The following is an 18,269-nucleotide window of genomic DNA, read 5'->3' as shown; positions in this document are numbered from 1 at the left end:
CGTTTTTTTTGGACGCTAAGTTATTGATCAAAGCGGCAGCCCTTTTGCAATAAGGCTTGCGGCTAAATTAAAACCAAAATGGAACGTACAGTCATCAGAAGTAGTCACAGATGACACATAGGGGAAAAACAGTGAATAAAACACAACTAGTAGAATCAATCGCAGAAAACGCAGACATCTCTAAAGCTTCAGCTGGCCGCGCTCTAGACGCATTCATCGAAGCAGTTGGCACAACGCTACAATCTGGTGACCAAGTTGCACTTGTTGGCTTTGGTACTTTCAGTGTTCGTACTCGTGCTGCTCGTACAGGTCGTAACCCAAAAACTGGTGAAGAGATCCAAATCGCAGAAGCTAAAGTACCTGGCTTCAAAGCGGGTAAAGCACTTAAAGACGCATGTAACTAATTTTCACTGCTGAAACCTCCATTTAAGAGGGGAAGGCAGTAAAATGCGTTTACTGTTTGAAAAATGATGTTTCATTCTTAAACAGTATGTGTACAAAGCACATTGAACTTATTTAAATTATGCGCATCCTACTGATGCGCATTTCTTTTTCTGATAATATCGCGTGAATAGATTTTTATTTTGAAGCCAATGCTTCATATCCGGAGAGCACTTAAATTATGATGGATCGATTACGCGAAGGCGTGAATAGCATCGCGGTAAAAATTATCCTTGGGTTGATTATCCTGTCATTCGTATTCGCAGGTGTAGGCAGCTACATCACCGGTGGCGGTAACAACGCAGCAGCTAAAGTTGGCAACACAGAAATTGCTCGTGGTGAGTTCGAACAGGCTTACCAAAACGAACGTAATCGTATGCAGTCTCAACTTGGCGATTACTTCGCGCAAATGCTTGCAGACCCTGCTTACGTAGAGTCTTTCCGTAAATCAGTACTTGATCGCATGATCAATGACGTACTGCTTGAGCAGCAAGCTGAGTCTCTAGGCCTACGAATCAGTGATTCTCAAATCCGCACCATGATTCTAGAAATGCCTCAGTTCCAAACGGCGGGTCAATTCGACCAAGAAGTTTACCAATCGGCACTACGTCGTGCAGGTTTCAGCGCAGAGAGCTTCGCTGAATACATGCGTCGTGACCTTATGCGCAACCAGCTTGTGACTGCACTTCAAGGCAGTGAATTCGTTCTTCAGGGCGAAATCGATACTCAGAGCAAGCTTATCGCACAAACTCGTGACATTCGCACAGTGACACTGTCTGTTGCTGACCTTGCAAAAGACATCGAGTTAACTGACGAGCAAATCGAACAGTACTACCAAGAGAACCCAGCAGCTTACACTCGTCCAGAGCAAGCTAAGGTATCTTACATTGAGCTTTCTGCTGAAGCGCTTAAGTCTCAGCTTGAAGTAAGCGATGAAGAAGCACAGAAATACTACCAAGAGCACCTAGACAAGTACTCAACGGAAGAGCAACGTAAAGTTAGCCACATCCTAGTTCAAGGCGATGACGAAGCGAAAGCTCAGGCAATCCTAGACGAGCTAAATTCAGGCGCTGATTTTGCTACGCTAGCGGAAGAGAAATCTGACGACTTCGGTAGTGCAGACGTTGGCGGTGACCTAGGTTGGATTGAGCGCGATGTTATGGACCCTGCATTCGAAGACGCGGCTTTCGCTCTTGAGAATATTGGCGATACTACTGGCCTAGTTAAATCTGATTTCGGCTACCACATCATCAAGCTAGACGAACTAAAAGCGTCTCAAGCTCAGCCTTACACTGAAGTAGCGGCAGAGATTAAGACAGAGCTTCTAGACCAACACGCAGTTGATCAGTTCTACGAGCAACAAACTGAGCTAGAAAAAGTAGCGTTTGAATTCCCAGATTCTCTAGATGATTCTGCAGAAGCTATCAACGCGAAGATCACAACGACAGATTTCATCTCTCAAGTTGACGCTCCAGAAGTTCTGATGACGCCTGCAGTTATGCAAGCTATCTTGAGCCCTGAAGTGAAAGAAGACGGTCTAAACTCGGAAGTTATCGAAGTTGCACCTGAGCACGTAATTGTTGTTCGTGTAGAAGAGACTCGTGATGAGACAGTTCTTCCTCTAGCTGAAGTGAAAGATCAAGTTGTCGCTGCACTGTCTGCTGTACAAGCAGAGCAGCAAGCGGTTGAGCTAGGTGTTTCTCTAGTGAACGAACTTGAGCAAGGCAATGAAGCAGTACTAGCGGACAACAACCTTGAGTTCACTGAACTTGAAACGATTGACCGTAACTCGCCATTAGCGGCATCTGTATTCGCTCTAGCGAAACCAGAAGCAGGTCAAGCTGTGTTCGGTCAATCTAAAGACCAAGACGGTAATATCGTTGTTGTTGAGCTTTCTAAAGTAACGGCTGAGATCAACCCAGCCTACAGCACTCAAATTGGTGCACAGTTGGAGCGAGTTGGTAACCAGCAAGACCTGACTAACGTATTAAACGTACTTCGTAAAAACGCAGACGTTGAATACTACGTAGTGGGTCAAGGTCAGTAAGCGTTTGATTACCTCAGTAGCAAGCTCAAGTTAGAGCTTACTACTGAAATCAACACGTGATTGTTAGGCTTTAATTCAGATTTGTGAGCCAACAAACAAGCTGATGAAAATAAGATGTATAACGAAGCGGGTCACTTAGGTGATCCGCTTTATTTTTATCTGGTGATTGTGTTATCTAGCGCGGCAAATGCATAAGTTACGTTTTTTGAACAAAGGAACTATTTATGCGCACGATATATTCAACACTAATTCTTTCATTTCTGATGCTCTTAAGCCCTGCCGTGTTTGCAGACAGCCCAACCAAGGCTGAGCTTTACGAAGGCATTGAGATTACGGTCAACATCAATACCGCGACGGCAGAAGAACTTTCAGCACTATTGGTTGGCGTGGGTGACAAGAAAGCCAAAGAAATCGTCGATTACAGAGATCAGAACGGGGCATTTACTACTGCTGATGATTTGGTGAGTGTCAAAGGGATAGGTGAAGCGACGGTTGAAAAGAACCGCGAAAGAATTCAACTTTGACCCGTTTTTCTACTTGTTAGAAATGAAGCGATAGATATGAAGCCTCCGGCCAATGCACCTGCTAGGTGGGCTTCAATCGCGATACGAGCATTAATCAGTTCACCAGTCGTGCTAGAAGGGCCAATAAGCTGCTCCCAAGCGATTTTAGCGACTAATCCGAATACTAACAGCCAACTAGACTTCCTGCCGTTTAAAGCCTCTCTGAGCGCGAATAAGCCAAACAACCCATGCAAAGTGCCCGATAGGCCAACGTAGATCTGAATACTTGAAAACAACAGAGCGACGCCAGTCACTAAACTGATCACAAGCAAAGCAACAACAAGCTGTTTTTTACTCGGTTGAAACAGGTAGCTGATGATCCACAAGCCTGCTAGATTCATCAGAAGATGCGAGTAGTTGGTATGTGAAAAGTTTCCTGTTAGGATTCGCCACCATTGCCCATCGGCAATCGCATTGCTATCCCAAACGACCCAAGCTTGTATTGGCTCAAATTGGAATAAGACGCATAAAAGTGAAATGAAAATTAAAACAGGGTACACATTAAATCCATGTCTCGTTATTGCCCCCAATGCAGCAAGGCTTTGAAAGCTTGTATTTGTCAGTGGGTTACACCACTCGAATCGAATGTTGAGCTTATCATTCTTCAGCACCCATCAGAAGAGCATCGTCCGATGGGAACAGCGCGTATTCTCTCGTTATCTCTTAATAACAGCGTGACGTTTGTTGGCGAAGACTTTTCAGACAACGAACAACTCAACGCATTGTTGTGCGATGAACAGTATCAACATGTGATTTTATACCCAAGCGAAAACTCTGTTTCAGTTGAGTCGGCGACATCTCCCAATAAGAAGCTGCGTGTGATTTTATTGGATGGCACGTGGAAGAAAGCATTCAAGATGTGGCAAGTATCGAGTAACTTGCATGCGTTGAACACGGTTCATTTACCGAAAGATCTCAAGGGTAATTACCGAATTCGCAAAGCACCCAGTGAAAATAGCCTTTCAACCGTTGAAGCTGGCTATCATTTACTTAGCTTGTTAGAGCGTGATGGCGACTTTAGCCCTTTGCTAACGGCATTTGACCAAATGATTCAGTTTCAAATCAATCAAATGCCGCCGGGCGTGTTTGAGAAAAACTACTTAGATTAAGCCGTTTTAGTAAAGTGAGTCAGGAATTAAAACTCGGTATGAGCTGAGAACAGTTGCTGATGCATTTTCTGCGCAAGATCATCAGTCATCGATGAAATGTAATCGGCTATCACGCGCATTTTTCGAGACTCATCTTGATGTTGTAGCCATTGCTTCTTGATGGGCAGTGGCAGCAAGCGTTCAGGATCTGCGCTGAATGCTTCAAACATATCCATGATGATCTGTTGACCTTTGTATTCGATGACCTGAACCTGTGGCACTTGAATAACGAACTCGCTGACAAAGTGTTTCAGCTTATCGAGTGTGCCGTCCATGCTCGGCTCGAGCACCGCATTGTAAGCCAACAGTACATTCTCAAAGTTAGCCTCCACTCGCTTAATCGAGATACTGGTCAACAGTGCGTTGACTATCCCACCAATCGCATCCTTTCGACGATACTGTTCACCAGAGAAAAGCATCTCTGTAATTGAATCTAGGTGTTCACAAATCCATGGGTCGGCCATCTCTTTCAGTTGAGGGTAAGCCGATTCGACCCACTGAGCTTTGGTCACAGAGCCAAGCACAATCGCATCTTCTAAATCGTGCACGCCATACGCGATGTCGTCAGCAAGTTCCATGATCGAACAATCCAGTGACTTATATTTGGTCTTGTTGTGCTCAAGTGGCTCGGTATGCGTTTTTCTTTTCTGTTTTAGGAGCTGTTGGTCGCTGCTTGAAAGCGGTTCAAGCACCCAGTTAAACAACTCTTCATCATGATCGTAGATGCCTTTTGCTGGCATCCAATCTTTAGCTCGGAGTTGTCGTTGATGCTTAACGGGTTCAGACTGCAATTTAGCTTGAACCTCACTCAGCAGAGAAGGGTACTTAATTAGACCTAACAAAGTGCGTCGAGATAGGTTCATCCCGTGATGTTCAGTGTAAGGTTCTAGCTGTGTGACTATGCGAAACGTTTGAGCGTTGCCCTCAAAGCCGCCGTGGTCGCGCATCATGTAGTTGAGTGCGACTTCGCCGCCATGTCCATAGGGTGGATGACCGATGTCGTGAGCCAAACACAGTGAATCAATCAAACTGTCTGAGGGTAATAGGTCTCGAAATTCGGGCTGCTTTTTCTTCAGTTGAGCGACGATACCGGTGCCAAGCTGAGCGGCCTCAAGAGAGTGGGTAAGGCGCGTTCGGTGAAAGTCGTTGACCGTGGTGCCATGGATCTGGGTTTTCGCTTGTAAGCGACGGAAAGCAGCAGAGTGAAGCACGCGCGCACGGTCACGCTGATACGGGCTGCGGTGGTCATCCCGTCTTATTTTATGTTCATCGTCATTTCGATGCTGCCATTCTTGTTCGAGTACAAAGGGTGGTTCGAGTTGAGAATTCAAAATAGCACCTATCAAATTGATTTTATTTAGCTAATTAAAAACAACTTATACCCAGCTAGCTTATCTCGTCTAGTGATAATTCAAAGCTCGGTGCGAATGTGGTGAGAAAGTAGTCCATTTCTGGGCTTTTGCGTTGTTCGAGTGTCTCTTCCAATCGGCGCTTGGCTTGCTCGTATTCATGATTGCCCGCACTGAGCTCTTCCAAGCATTTCAGGTACGCACAGATAGTATCTGCCTGCTTGACGATGCTTTGCTCTTCTTTACTCGCAGTACCAGATATTAAGAAGGGGGCGAAGTCGTCTCTGAACTCTTCTGGCAACATCGAAAGCAGTCTTTGTTCTGCAGCGGCTTCTATCTTCTTATACTCTTGTGCAATATCCGGGTTGTAGTATTTAACAGGCGTTGGCAAATCGCCGTTAGTTCGCGTTTTAAGTAAGCTTTCTAAGTCTCATAAAATAAGCACTTTAAATTCAGTGTCTTACTGATTTCCTGCCATGGGTTGCTAACAATTGTTTACATTGATTGATTCATGCTAAATAGAAGCTTCGAGTATACAAGATAGACGAAAATGAATTGAATTTAGAGGTCTAAAATCAAATTGTGAGAAAAAATGATCAGTTAGATGACATAGATGCTCAAATACTCATTAAGTGAGGTGTATAATATGCAACTACAGCAAAATCTTGATTAGTATAAGAAACATAGAAAAAGTGAACAAGAAAGCATGAAACTGATAACTCTAACAGAATCAAATTCAGATTCTTTCCTGATTAAGGTCGAGGGCAAGGAAAGGCAGCATCATATCCTTATTGATGGGGGGTACAAGCAGAATGCAAAGAAGGCTTTAAGGCTCCTCGAAAACATCATCGAAGAACATCAGATGATCGATCTAGTTATACTGACCCATGTAGATACAGACCATATAAACGGGCTGCTAGCTATTTTTAAAAGCGAAAAAATTACGTCCTCAACAGTTGGTAAGGTTTTGTTCAATGTGCCTCACAGCGCTATAGAGCTAGAATCTATTAAAGAAAAACCTACCCAATGCGGGTATTCAGATGGAAATGACCTTTTAAAGATCATTGTTGATAAAGGTATTAACTTAGAAAGTGCTGTCCAAGGAGATGTATATAAAGTTGGGGATGATGTCACAATTGATATCCTCGCCCCGACCTTAAGTGCCGTTGAAAAAGATCATAAAGAGTGGCGAGATACTAATATTGGTTATGAAGCAGAGCCTGAATACGACAAAAAGAATCTTATTGCAGAAGTACATCGAGAGGACGACAAACCACAGAATGTGTCTAGTATAGTTTGCCTAATTAAGTCATCCAATAAAAGTGTACTCATGTGCGGTGACAGTGTACCTAGCCAGATAATAAATGGTGTTAGTGACATTACACCAGTAGATTTAATGAAAATTCCTCATCACGGTAGTAAATATAATATTAACGATGAAGTGTTAAAATTTTTTCCAACGAAAAAGTTCTTAATTCCAGGAAGCAGAACTGGATATCCCAATTACTACACAATTGCTTTGATAGAAAATTATCATGAAAATTCAAGTGTTTATGTTCCTGGTCGTAGCTGGGTGCATAAGCCTGAATTAAACGGTGGAATTGAGTTAAATTTTGTAGATTATAAAGTTGGGACAGAGATTGAACTATGTTAATAAATGCTGAGGAAATGCACTCTTCTTTAGTTAAAGTATCTGCAAAGCTAACTGGTAGTGGTGTATGGGTTAATATTGGACATTCAAATCATTCCTACGTGTTTACCGCAAAGCATAATATTACTTCTGAAAAGGTCGTTGTTACTGATTGTGACGATGAAAAACTTGAAGTCATTGATAAAATTCCATTAGCAGGAATAGATATATCAGTATTAAAGATTAAAGGTCGATGTAAGACCAACATAGAGTTATGTATAGATAAATTTGAAGAACTATCAAAAGATAGCTCTTGTTGGGTTCTTGGTCACCCCAAATCTCTAGCAAACAACCAAGAAAATCAAGCAATTGAGCATCAAGGGAAAATAATTACTAGTTCAAATAAAATTTATTTTCAGATAGATGATATTCTACCAGAATATAGAGATAAGGAACTCGTTGAAGGGTTTTCTGGTGGCCCTATCTTTGAAATAGATAATAATAAGCTCTATTTAAAAGGAATTGTTACCGATAGCTTCGACAACGACTTTAACTATCAAAGAATAGTAGGTTTGAGGTTAATAGACATTTACAATGCACTTCCACAAACTATTGTTGATGAAATTTGGTGTGAAGATTACTTGATGAACTTAGTAAGGGACTCATGTAATTCGTTGGGAGATCATTTAAAAGAATATATAGTTAAAAATGGATTTTTAAAAAAACTAAACTCTTTAGATATTAATGCACTTAAACAATGTGAATATTTTTACTTACCAGATGATAAGTCAAGAGCAACTCAGCATCTATCGCTATTAAGAAGTAACAAAACGATCCAATCCTATATATACTCAAGGGTTCTTGCAAAAGTCATGAACAATAAATTAACTGAGTTTAGTTCCAATCCAGTTGTATATGGGAATGAGAAGGTTTACACGATACATGTTACTGATTTTACAAAAGAATATGAACTAATATCCCAACTGATATTACAACCGAATAGTATTGATTATGACAACTCAATTATATTAGTTATCTATGCTGATGAGAATAGTGATCTTAGCTACGTCCAACGATTACGAATTGAGAGAATGATTGCTAACTTTACTGAAGAGCCTACATTATATGATAAAAATGCAGATATATTCGAAAATGAAGGGGTAATCAACTTCCTTGAATCTCATAAAGAAAAGCGAGTCAAGTTTTCTATTATTAATATAAATTTCTTAATTAATGCGATCCTTCCAAAGCTTAGAAATGAGTTGTATCGTGTCGAATATCAGAATGCCCTCATAGAAGAGAAGGTAATATCTCAGGTGCAACAGTATGCGTAAAATAAATTGTAATGAATTAGATTTCGTTGATCAAGAATCTGCAATTAAATTTGTTGAGAGGAATGAAATTGAAGTATTTTCTGATGATGGTGATATAGATATTGCCTTGTGTTATAGATCTACAAAAGAACAAATAAAATCAAATTGGAAAGATATATCACTACAAACAGCATTATATTTTCAATCAAATTTGAAAGACGAGGTTATCGGAAGAAATATGATTCTAGTATACATGTCACAAGGTGATTTGGATATAAATGTGAAGAAAGAGATTCAATCGAATACCTATTGCTGTAGAAAGATAGTTAGATGTAATGTTGATGAGACAGAGTCCGAAATTAATGAGTTAATGCTAAATAATATTAATGGGATTTACAAAGAAAAACACTACAACTTAAAAGAACTAATTAGGATTAATCACCCAGAAGTGTTTAGTTTAATAGGTGAAAAATAATGTCTAACAAAATTAAAGGTATTACGTTAACAGGATTTAGAGCCTTTTCTGATGAAAGGAATTTGAGTTTCGAAACGCAAAATGGTGTTGCTGATATTGTCGTTATTCATGCTCCAAATGGAACAGGAAAAACAAGCACCATAGAGGCCATGGAATGGGCTGTGACTGGGAAAATATCCCGAATAAAAGACATAGCACAGAATACAGGAGGTAAAAATTTCAAGCCAAAAGAAGGCTACATATTAAAGAATAGAAATTATCAGGGATTAACGGGTAAAGTTAATATCGAGTTGGACAGTGGTAACCGTATAATAAGAAAGACTTTACCTCTAGCTAATAAAAATAGTGATTACAATCCAGGTGAAGTCCTTAGTTTTATAGATAATATGAAATCCTTCAAAAATAACATATTAAGTCAAGGGTATATAAGCAAATTTTCATATGAAGCAAGTAATGGTAGTCTATTTAAGTCACTTATAGAAAGTCAGAGTAAGGGTAATAGCGAAGATATTGTTTTATATGATAAAATTAACGGCCTAAAAAGTAAATTAGACGCTGCAGCTCAAGCGAGAGAAAGTGAGATCCGATATATAGAAAAATCAATTTCTAATAATGAAAACGAATTAAAAGAACTAAAAGACAAAGTGGTTATTAATAGTGATTTTTCAAAATCAAGTGATTATGACTTTTTCAAACAAAACTTTTCACTATATAAAGATATATCAAATAAAAACTACGATGAATCTGTAAGCTACTTAAAAGGGTTACAACCTGGACTTACCAATTTAAAAGAAAAACTTTTGAATTTTAATATTGATGACTACAAGGTTTCTTTCAGGAGTTTTCTTAAATCAAATAAAATAATATCACTAAACACAAAAATCGATGAGGCTAAATCTAGGAAGGAAAAATTAGTCAAGGAATCTGAACAGGAATACCTTGAAAAAGAGATTATTTCAAAGTATCTATTAGAAAGTAATCTTAAGGTCTTAGTTAGTGATACTAAGAAATATGAAAGAAACACAAGTAAGATATCTGAGTTAAATAAATCAATCAACAATAAGAGAAAAGCATTATCTTCAATATCTCAAAAAATGTCCAATATTCGATTTGACAAATTACACGGTCAAAGTGAAGTTATAGAAGGTATTGAAAGTGATTTGGATACTTTGTTTCCTGACCCTAGCGAATATTCTGACATTGTTTATGACCCCGAGGAAATGTTGAAGAATAACAGTAGTGTAATTACGTCTAAAAGAATAGAGTTGTCTAGATTAGACTTTAATTATTTTTTAAGTCTTAAAGCGAATGAAGATATATCCAAAGAAATCTCTGACAAGCGTAAACGATTTTCTGGGCTTGAATCAAAATTAAAATCTTTGATAGAGGAGAAAAAAAACACAGTTTCTTTTGAAGAGAAGCTCGCACTGATTAAATCATATGTGGTTGAAGCCGTTAACGATAAGAACTTAACAGATTGCCCTGCATGTGGATTTGGTTACGTAAATAAAGAGTCTCTTTTAGAAGCTGTTAATAGCCTGGAATTGAATTCTAAGTCGCTTTTAGATGGAGCGATAAACAATCTCACTGACGAGAGAAATGAGGTTTCAAATGAAATTTCTCTATTGAATGATAAAGTTGAACAAGCGCTATCTAACGAGAGAAGCTTACTCAATGATCATATTAATAATTTAGGCGATCGAGGGGAAAAATTGGAATCCCTGTTTTCGGCTATCCGTTCACTTGGCATTGAACCTAATCGAGAAGTAAACTTACAAGAGGTGGTGCAGTTAGTTTTCGATAAAGAAGCCTTCCTAAGAAAATTGATTTCGATATCATATAAAAGAAAGAAGAAATATGAAACTTGGCTGACAAGCCTAGAACACTTACTCATAGTAGATAAATCCCATTTACAGCACTCTTCATTAATACAACAAGAGATTCAGACTTACTACTTAACGCATATGGGATTAAATATAGATAAAGTCATTTTAGATGTAAACTATCTCCATGTAACGATGTATAAACAGTATTTAAGTTCTAGTAAATTGAAGGCCATTGAAAATAAGATTTATGAAGTTGAATCTGAGCTTAAAAATCTACATGTAGATTTGAATACTTCATCAACTAACTTTTCTTATCTAGATCATGATGACTGTGAGGAAATTTCAAGAAACAGCCTTGTTGAAATAAAAACGATTCGTGCTGATTATAATTTCATAAAAAGAAATATAAATGAATTTAAAATATCAACATCTGGAGATATGATAGATTTTATTCTTAGATTCAATGAGTCTGTAACAGTATACTTGTCTCATATTCTTGTGTTACAAGACATAGAGGTGAAAAGTACTATAGTTAATGAAAGCACTGAGGATTTGGAAAGGATTAGAAATGAACTGTTAGAGACAAAAAATACTTTGGGCAAAGTTAAGCTTTCTATAGATGAGACAAAAGACTACTTTACGATGGTTGCGAGCGAAAGTATAAATAACGATATATTAAATGATATGTTCATGTATGTGGAGCCTCATCTTAAATATGATAAAATAACATTCCGTGTGGATATTAAAAATAAAAGCAAAGGTATTTATATTCAAGCGGGGTCGTCTTCGTCAAATGAACAAAACACTCCAGTTTATTATTTAAGTGAAGCACAAATCAATATATTGTCCATCTGTATTTTCTTAGCTCAGCACGCAAGAAATGTTGAATCTTCGATCAACACAATTGTAATTGATGATCCCGTACAAAGTATGGATGATTTAAATAGTTATGCTTTGATAGATTTGTGCAAAATTTTCTCAAGACGCTTTAACAAACAAATAATAATAACTACTCACAATAGAAGTTTCTTTAATTTGTTCAAAAACAAACTTCCTGAAAATCGTTACCCAACAAAGTTCATTAGTCTGTAGTTTTAAAAGAGTCAGTTATTGACTCTTTATTTTAAAGTGATTTATTGCGAAGTTTAACAGTTTCTGGAGAAGCTAATGGGGCGAGTGGGGAAAAAAATAAAAATGAAAGTACTTAGGGAATTCTTAAATGAAAAATCGACTTGTATTTCTAAGGCTGATTTTCCTATTGAAGATATAGTCAGGTTATATCCAAATATTGCAATGACCTCAGTTCTTCATATTTTAATTGTGCCTGATTCTGAAGATGTAAATAATTATTCACCATTTCAAGGCTATAACTTAAATCTATTTGACCCTAAATATCCAGCTCTTTTACATCTAATGAGTATTATGCCTTCAACTGCTAATGAAGTTTATATGAATCAAGATGATTTGATTGACTTTAGGAACGGTTATAGTACATGCACACACTTAGTGCTCGATAAATCAAGTTTTACTAAGAGGATAGGTGTTTTCGAGGGACTACCTTTCATCTATTGCTACTGTATAGATGAAGGTGCAGTACAGCATGTTAATGATGTTTGTAAGGGTTTTAAATATCAGCCAATAACTGTTGGATGGGATGAAACTTGCAACGTGGTTATTGATGACGACTTCGGAACTTTTTCTTTGGATGAGTCAATATGTGAAAGATTAAGTGTTGTTAGAACTGATGGGGTATTGCCAGAGAAAGCTGAATCCTTTTTTTATGACTCTTATAGGCGAAAGGGTGTTTTTCATGATATCAATCTACCATCATACAATCATGCTGTAACCAATCCCAATGAAGCAGTCTTGTATAGTTTGGGCTTTAAATTACTTAATCAAGAGAAACTGAAAAGTGGGGCTGACAAGAGTCCATATATCGAGGCGATGATTAGCAGTTCTAATACTGTTAAAGAGTTTGGGAATACTCACGTTCAATCATCTTGTAAGTCAGACTTAGTTTTATACTGCCCTAGCATTTATACCCACTTGTATGATTTCAACAGCCAGTTCTGGAACAACATAAAAAGGAAGGAAAAGAGTAAGGTAGTTAGAGATTTTATAATGAATGGACTATTCAAAAATCCAAATTATTCAGGATTTAATTTCTCTTTAAAGAACGAACAACAATCTAAAGAGTTGCAAAAAAGTGGTCTTGTCAGACAAATAGCTCAGATCAGAAAGTTTGAGCTGCAATTCTCTTCAGCAGCTATTAACTTTCTGGCCGTATCCAATAATGCACCAGCACTTCGGTTGCCAAATAAGTTGAATTTTTATCATAGTAGTTTGAGGGACATCGAAAGTCTGTCAAAGTCAGGCTCACAACAATCTGAAATAAAGCTTAAACGAAAATTCGACCAGTTGACTTCTAGCATGAAGGATGAAATTGGAGAAGAACTATGCGGGTATATAGTTGCGAAGTCTTCTTCTCTGACTCTTTGCTCGGACTCTATATTAGAGTGGGTATGCCTTGACCGAATTCCTCTCATGTTCACACATGAGATCTCGAAGATCTCGACTACTCCTGGCAACAAGTTTCTTCAAGAAGCAACAAACTTTTCGAGTTTTTCTCTGTCTAGAAAGCAAATAAACTCGATCACAGTCATACGCTCATTTAATAGTAATGACCCTATAAAATATGTTTTAGAAGAGGTCATAAACACCTACATAGACGATGAAAGCCCCCTTAAGATTGAGTTTAAAGATGTATCTAATGTAGAGGAGTTTGTTGAAGCAGTTAATAGTTGTAGTGATAATATTCTAATACTTGACTGTCACGGTAACCATGGTGGGGAGGATTCTCATGGATGGTTACAGATAGGTTCTGATCGAGTAGACACTTGGATTCTACCAGTTATCTATCCTCCGATTGTTATATTAAGCGCTTGCCTTACGGCTGCAATTGGGGGCTCCCATGCTTCTGTTGCTAATGGTTTCCTAAGTAAAGGGAGTTTATCTGTCCTTGGAACTCTGTTGCCCGTAGATGCCTACAAGTCAGCAAACTTCATTGGCTCGGTTCTCTCGCGCATTAGTAACTATCTAAATGAACTCGTCAAACTAGACGTACCAATGATTACTTGGAGAAAGTTTTTAACAGACTTTTTGAGAGTATCGTACTGTCATGACTTTTTGTTATCATTTCGTGATGAAACCAAGATTATCTCTCATGAGCTATACATTGAGCTCTACAAGTGTTGTCAAGAGATAATAATCTCCCGACAAGAATGCTGGTACGACAATGCATTGATTGCTATGCAAGAAATATGCGGTATTGAAGCGAACGTATTGGATCTTGAAGTTCAGAAATTAGGATTAACAGAAACTATGCTCTATTCACAGCTTGGTCGACCAGAAAATATTATAATCGATCTAACTATATCTTAATTTTATTGATTTAGGGGCTAAATGAAACCTTTAAACTTATTTACAATGAGGCTTAAAGGTTTTAGCCTATTTTTTATCCGTGTTCGATTACATTGATAAAATATATAGCTACTTCATCACGAAAAGTTCGCCCACCACCTGTTGCGTTTATCCAAAAGCTATTCGTTGAGTCCATTTTAAATGCTTTGCAATTTCCCCAATGCGGAGCGTTTTTTTGATAATCAAGCTGTGCCAGTTTATGCCCCGCTATATAATAACCTTCTAGACTGAGATTCTGGTTTAACTTTAAGTGGTAAATAACAAGGCCTAGTGCTTGCCAGATTTGCATCGATTGATGGAAGCCATTTTTATTCTGTTTAAAATCTTTTTGTAGGCCACTTAACCAACCATCCATAAACTGTGTTATTTCAGAAATTACACTATTAACAAGGGTTGTATTTATAGCTTGTTTATCTTGTAGATGGGTTGGAAGATACTTATCAATTCTTAAACCTTTTCCTCCTAGACTTCCTAAGATTATATATATGAGAGTATTTTGTGTTGTTATGTAAGTATCTGATTTTGTTAATTTATTTATCTTTGAGACACCACCAAGCCTTTCTAGGTTTAAGTTTACTTCGAGTTGATGACAACCACTCGCTAAAGGAGAGTTCGACTCCTTGTTTACAAGGAGGTTTTGTGAGTAAACTCTAGTGTCATTTGTATTTATATCAATGAACAATTTATAAATATCAGAATCACTAATTCTATCAGAAATGGGATACATGACATTTAGTTGAACGTCCATTTCGCATAGAAAAATATTTTGTAAAGCTGTGAGCTTTCTTTGATTAGTTATTGTCTTTTTAGTGAATGGATTATCCATACCTTTAAGTTTCGCTATAGCACTAATCAAATTAAATCCATCTAAAAGTAGAGCTTTATCTTTTTCAAAAGAGATTCTTTTTAGATGTTCTCCCAAGTCTCTCTCTTTAACTTGTCCATTAAAAAAAAGCGTAACCCTCAATACGTCTGTTGGACTATTTCTCTCGATAGATTGCCCAAGATATTCAGTAAGTTGAGATACTCGTTTCTTGTTGGTCGGGCGATCAAAATTAGAAGAAATAGTGTCAAACAGTACATGATGATCAGGTAGTAATTCGAATAGCTCTGTTACTTTTACCACAGACTGAAACTTACATATGCCACCTGTTGTATTCTTGGAGCACAGGCCGTTAATACTAATCTCACTTGAACTATTCATAAATCCATTAACGTATTGTTTTTTATAGATTGTACAAAAAAGGTCAACAAACCTCTTGAATGGGGCGTCGCCCCGATCAAAAATAAGGGTTGAAGTTGTTAATTTTTAGAGGTGCTAGTGATAGAACAACAGAGAGAGAAAGTACGTTTCGGTGTGACTACAAAGCAGATTTTTGGAAACGTAACGCATACAAGTTTTAACGGTGTTTACACTATGTCAACGGTGATGCCCATAGGTGATCTGTTGAGAACTTGTTCATTAGAGTTTTTACCAAGTCACTTGAAAAGTATGTACTCGGAAATTCAGAGGGTAGCAAGCCCGCAAAGAAGGAATGGCTTTGAGGACTATTGTTTTAAACATCTAACGAGTTCTATGGATGTTGGTGGCGTGATTCCACCTGTACTTATTGGGTGTATGTCACAGGTGCAATGCGAATTATCTAATGAGCCTCGTCATAATGATGTACTTTTACAGTCCAGCCTGAACAAAATTTCATAGTTGATGGCTTAAACCGACTTTCAACAGCGGCAATGGTGTTAGGCGATTGTGATAACAGTTTAATTAAAAAGGGAGCAGACTCAGACGCTAGACGTCAAAGAAGGGCTAAGCTTTCTGTGCTGCTTGAAAAACTGAGTGTTCAAGTTGTGTTTATTTTCAGAAAAGACAAAGCTCTAGAGGCTAATGATTTTTCTCAGATCTTTGCTGATGTTAATGGGCAGCAGCAACCGATGAGCACTAACAAGTTGATGAAACTTACTAGATCTGATGAAGTTGTTGTATTTGCAAGAGAACTTGGTTCATTGCCTATTGTTACATCACATGGTGGCATGAGTCTTGACTCCAGCAGAGTGTCTGAGAAAAGCGAATTTATTATAACTTTAAATACATTGACTCGATTTGTCTTAGGGGCGCTTGGTGGGTACAAGTTGCAAAGCAAGGTTAGGGGAGTTCGAGAAATGGCTGATGGGGGAATACTTACAAACAAGCACGTAGGCCAAATAAAAAAAGATCTATCGCTTTTTTTTGAGACATGGATTGAAAACCAAGGTGACAGTTATTCAGATGATAGGAATGGGTTTCAGGTTGTGACAACACTAGTACAAGCTCTTGGGTTGGTCTTTCATAAACTTTGGCATACCTGTGCAGATCTTCTTCCCGCAGAGCGAACTAATATCATCTATCAGTCGGCCAAGGCTTTAGGAAAACTCGATTACTCGCGTAGAGCCGAACATTGGCGAAACTGTGACTGTGTCGCTCTTACTGAAGATGGGTCTTATAAAGTTGTAACGGGAGGTGCTTCGTCACGGGTTCATTTTGCTAAGCATTTATCAAGCAAGGCGGGTGTTAGTTACACATTAGATTCAGGACGTTGATCCTTTGTGAGGTCGTAAACTAGGTTGAACGACCTCAAAAATATTTTTAGTGATAGATATACACAGTATTGTTCGCCTGCGTGCTGTAAAGGCTTTTAAGTTGATAGTTTAGATTTTAAAAGTTTAGTTGTTCTATTAGCGGTTTATTTCATTCCAAAATTTTTCATTTTTACCTAGCGAAAAGTCTAGTTTCCCGCTTTGAGTTGCGAGGAGTAACGATGCAACACGTACATAATGCATATAGGTTGTTCTAATGTCCTCATGTCCTAGTTGTCGCCTTAGAGCGCCTTCAATAGCCGCATCATAATGTGAGGTATTTATCTGCTCTGTGGTCAAGTGTTTTATGATAAAAGAGGTCGCGTACCAGTCTCTTGTGTTGTGGAATGACCAACGGAAATTTTTGTCATTCAGTTTTTTTTTCGCTGAGTAAGTTCTGTCAGATATCATTTTAGGTGTTACAGGGATTCCAGCCCTATTTAGAAAAAAGGTGTTATCAGGTCTATTTCCCGAATTTTTGTTTTGGAATATTTTTCTTCTTTCGTAATAGAACGGTAAATATGAAGCACAGATTACCTTCCAGGCTGATATGTTTACCTCAAGTGTTCTAATTTTGTTCCCTTTTTCCAATACAGTGAAAGGAAATGTTTTTGGTTCCCCGCCATTTTGTTTGCCTTGGGGCAGATTATTAAGGATTTCTGGGTAACTACGAATGTGGTCGTTGTTACCAATACCTATATATGGGAATGAACACACCCCTTGTTCACGCATTCCAGTCGCTAGGGCTAGCATTAACATAGCGGGGTAAACTGGGTCGTTATATGCCTTTATTAAGCGCTGGATATCCTGAGTACTCATGATCGTAACCTGTTGATTCTTTCTAGAGCACCTAGACATATGCCCCCGCTTTATACCTATGTCGATATTAGAATAATCAGGACGCTCGCCAGCGAATACATTGATGGTACTAAGAAGCTTGCTCTCGTCTCGATAGATATACTTCCAACTTGACGACGTGATATTGGTAAGTGTCGGGAAATTGTTGTTTTGTGCCCAAGAGTAAAAATCGAATACTATAGATGCATCTTGGAAAATTGTCTCATCATTGGGCCTTTTCTTCATTTCTGAATCTCGTTTTTTTACGATTGAATTTTGCCATTCTCTGATATCACGATTTCTCACGTTCCTCCAAAATGTTGAATCAGCACAATTCCCCTTTGAAATTACAAATTCTAAGAATCGTTTTATTGCAGATGAATAACGCTCGCTAGTCTTGATACTTCTGAACGCTCTGTCTTTTAGGTACAAATTTACGGCACTTAGAAGTACTTCAGTTCCATTGTGGCTTTTTAGTATCAGCACGTTATGTTTGAGGTTTCTTTCTTCAAAAGTATAACTAACTAAGGATCGTTCAATTTTCATT

The 18,269-nt window shown here is 38.1% G+C and carries 14 protein-coding genes and 1 pseudogene; 10 read left to right on the top strand and 5 right to left on the bottom strand.

Features of this window, described 5'->3' with window-relative positions:
• Positions 1 to 110 precede the first annotated feature (110 nt).
• From AB6D06_RS05560 to AB6D06_RS05550, 3 genes are all read left to right on the top strand, one after another.
• Entirely contained in the window at positions 111 to 404 is a 294-nt protein-coding gene (locus AB6D06_RS05560) for an HU family DNA-binding protein (protein ID WP_012604504.1), read from the top strand.
• Between the two features lie 218 nt (positions 405 to 622).
• Positions 623 to 2,488: a peptidylprolyl isomerase gene (gene ppiD / locus AB6D06_RS05555; RefSeq protein WP_372073000.1), complete on the top strand. Its 1,866-nt coding sequence runs from the start codon at positions 623 to 625 to the stop codon at positions 2,486 to 2,488.
• Between the two features lie 224 nt (positions 2,489 to 2,712).
• Positions 2,713 to 3,012 (top strand): helix-hairpin-helix domain-containing protein, encoded by a 300-nt coding sequence (locus AB6D06_RS05550; protein WP_017060617.1) that lies wholly within the window; start codon positions 2,713 to 2,715, stop codon positions 3,010 to 3,012.
• Here AB6D06_RS05550 and rrtA read toward each other — a convergent pair.
• Positions 3,003 to 3,551, bottom strand: a complete 549-nt coding sequence (rrtA, locus tag AB6D06_RS05545) for a rhombosortase (RefSeq protein WP_017060616.1) — start codon at positions 3,549 to 3,551, stop codon at positions 3,003 to 3,005. The two genes, AB6D06_RS05550 and rrtA, sit on opposite strands and share 10 nt — an antisense overlap.
• A gap of 9 nt (positions 3,552 to 3,560) precedes the next feature.
• On the opposite strand from rrtA, the gene AB6D06_RS05540 reads away from it, so the two are divergent.
• On the top strand, positions 3,561 to 4,160 hold the full coding sequence (locus tag AB6D06_RS05540) for a tRNA-uridine aminocarboxypropyltransferase (protein WP_017060615.1): 600 nt from the start codon (positions 3,561 to 3,563) through the stop codon (positions 4,158 to 4,160).
• Positions 4,161 to 4,186: 26 nt separating this feature from the next.
• On the opposite strand, the gene AB6D06_RS05535 is transcribed toward AB6D06_RS05540, so the two are convergent.
• Positions 4,187 to 5,530 (bottom strand): anti-phage deoxyguanosine triphosphatase, encoded by a 1,344-nt coding sequence (locus AB6D06_RS05535; protein ID WP_017060614.1) that lies wholly within the window; start codon positions 5,528 to 5,530, stop codon positions 4,187 to 4,189.
• Positions 5,531 to 5,585: 55 nt separating this feature from the next.
• A pseudogene (gene yfbR, locus AB6D06_RS05530) lies at positions 5,586 to 5,945 on the bottom strand (5'-deoxynucleotidase); the annotation flags it as partial.
• Between the two features lie 309 nt (positions 5,946 to 6,254).
• Here yfbR and AB6D06_RS05525 point away from each other — a divergent pair.
• From AB6D06_RS05525 to AB6D06_RS05505, 5 genes are all read left to right on the top strand, one after another.
• Positions 6,255 to 7,202: a ComEC/Rec2 family competence protein gene (locus tag AB6D06_RS05525; protein WP_372110010.1), complete on the top strand. Its 948-nt coding sequence runs from the start codon at positions 6,255 to 6,257 to the stop codon at positions 7,200 to 7,202.
• On the top strand, positions 7,196 to 8,512 hold the full coding sequence (locus tag AB6D06_RS05520; protein WP_372110009.1) for a hypothetical protein: 1,317 nt from the start codon (positions 7,196 to 7,198) through the stop codon (positions 8,510 to 8,512). Before AB6D06_RS05525 ends, AB6D06_RS05520 begins: the two co-directional genes overlap by 7 nt.
• Complete coding sequence (locus tag AB6D06_RS05515) at positions 8,505 to 8,966, top strand: ABC-three component system middle component 1 (RefSeq protein ID WP_372110008.1); 462 nt, start codon at positions 8,505 to 8,507, stop codon at positions 8,964 to 8,966. Before AB6D06_RS05520 ends, AB6D06_RS05515 begins: the two co-directional genes overlap by 8 nt.
• Complete coding sequence (locus AB6D06_RS05510) at positions 8,966 to 11,884, top strand: AAA family ATPase (protein WP_372110007.1); 2,919 nt, start codon at positions 8,966 to 8,968, stop codon at positions 11,882 to 11,884. The genes AB6D06_RS05515 and AB6D06_RS05510 overlap by 1 nt, the downstream gene beginning before the upstream one ends.
• Positions 11,885 to 11,959: 75 nt before the next feature.
• Entirely contained in the window at positions 11,960 to 14,233 is a 2,274-nt protein-coding gene (locus AB6D06_RS05505) for a hypothetical protein (RefSeq protein ID WP_372110006.1), read from the top strand.
• 73 nt (positions 14,234 to 14,306) lie between these two features.
• On the opposite strand, the gene AB6D06_RS05500 is transcribed toward AB6D06_RS05505, so the two are convergent.
• Positions 14,307 to 15,476, bottom strand: coding sequence for a hypothetical protein (locus AB6D06_RS05500; RefSeq protein WP_372110005.1), 1,170 nt, complete (start codon positions 15,474 to 15,476; stop codon positions 14,307 to 14,309).
• A 530-nt stretch (positions 15,477 to 16,006) separates the two neighbouring features.
• On the opposite strand from AB6D06_RS05500, the gene AB6D06_RS05495 reads away from it, so the two are divergent.
• Complete coding sequence (locus tag AB6D06_RS05495; RefSeq protein WP_372110004.1) at positions 16,007 to 16,849, top strand: DNA sulfur modification protein DndB; 843 nt, start codon at positions 16,007 to 16,009, stop codon at positions 16,847 to 16,849.
• 135 nt (positions 16,850 to 16,984) lie between these two features.
• On the opposite strand, the gene AB6D06_RS05490 is transcribed toward AB6D06_RS05495, so the two are convergent.
• Positions 16,985 to 18,268 carry a site-specific integrase gene (locus tag AB6D06_RS05490; protein ID WP_372110003.1) on the bottom strand — a complete coding sequence of 428 codons (1,284 nt, stop codon included), beginning with the start codon at positions 18,266 to 18,268 and terminating at the stop codon, positions 16,985 to 16,987.
• Position 18,269 lies beyond the last annotated feature (1 nt).

Origin of the sequence: Vibrio sp. 10N.239.311.G01, assembly GCF_041465805.1 — a bacterium.
GTDB lineage: Bacteria > Pseudomonadota > Gammaproteobacteria > Enterobacterales > Vibrionaceae > Vibrio > Vibrio crassostreae_C.
The sequence above is the reverse complement of the archived record's forward strand: the minus strand, read 5'-3'. Positions and strand labels throughout refer to the sequence as shown.

Bases quoted from the DNA above. Each gene is read 5' to 3' on its own strand.
- AB6D06_RS05520 (WP_372110009.1), top strand. From the start codon at position 7,196: ATGTTAATAAATGCTGAGGAAATGCACTCTTCTTTAGTTAAAGTATCT.
- AB6D06_RS05550 (WP_017060617.1), top strand. From the start codon at position 2,713: ATGCGCACGATATATTCAACACTAATTCTTTCATTTCTGATGCTCTTA.
- AB6D06_RS05560 (WP_012604504.1), top strand. From the start codon at position 111: ATGACACATAGGGGAAAAACAGTGAATAAAACACAACTAGTAGAATCA.
- AB6D06_RS05505 (WP_372110006.1), top strand. From the start codon at position 11,960: ATGGGGCGAGTGGGGAAAAAAATAAAAATGAAAGTACTTAGGGAATTC.
- AB6D06_RS05525 (WP_372110010.1), top strand. From the start codon at position 6,255: ATGAAACTGATAACTCTAACAGAATCAAATTCAGATTCTTTCCTGATT.
- AB6D06_RS05540 (WP_017060615.1), top strand. From the start codon at position 3,561: ATGTCTCGTTATTGCCCCCAATGCAGCAAGGCTTTGAAAGCTTGTATT.
- AB6D06_RS05500 (WP_372110005.1), bottom strand. From the start codon at position 15,476: ATGAATAGTTCAAGTGAGATTAGTATTAACGGCCTGTGCTCCAAGAAT.
- AB6D06_RS05515 (WP_372110008.1), top strand. From the start codon at position 8,505: ATGCGTAAAATAAATTGTAATGAATTAGATTTCGTTGATCAAGAATCT.
- AB6D06_RS05510 (WP_372110007.1), top strand. From the start codon at position 8,966: ATGTCTAACAAAATTAAAGGTATTACGTTAACAGGATTTAGAGCCTTT.
- ppiD (WP_372073000.1), top strand. From the start codon at position 623: ATGATGGATCGATTACGCGAAGGCGTGAATAGCATCGCGGTAAAAATT.
- AB6D06_RS05490 (WP_372110003.1), bottom strand. From the start codon at position 18,268: ATGAAAATTGAACGATCCTTAGTTAGTTATACTTTTGAAGAAAGAAAC.
- AB6D06_RS05495 (WP_372110004.1), top strand. From the start codon at position 16,007: ATGGTGTTAGGCGATTGTGATAACAGTTTAATTAAAAAGGGAGCAGAC.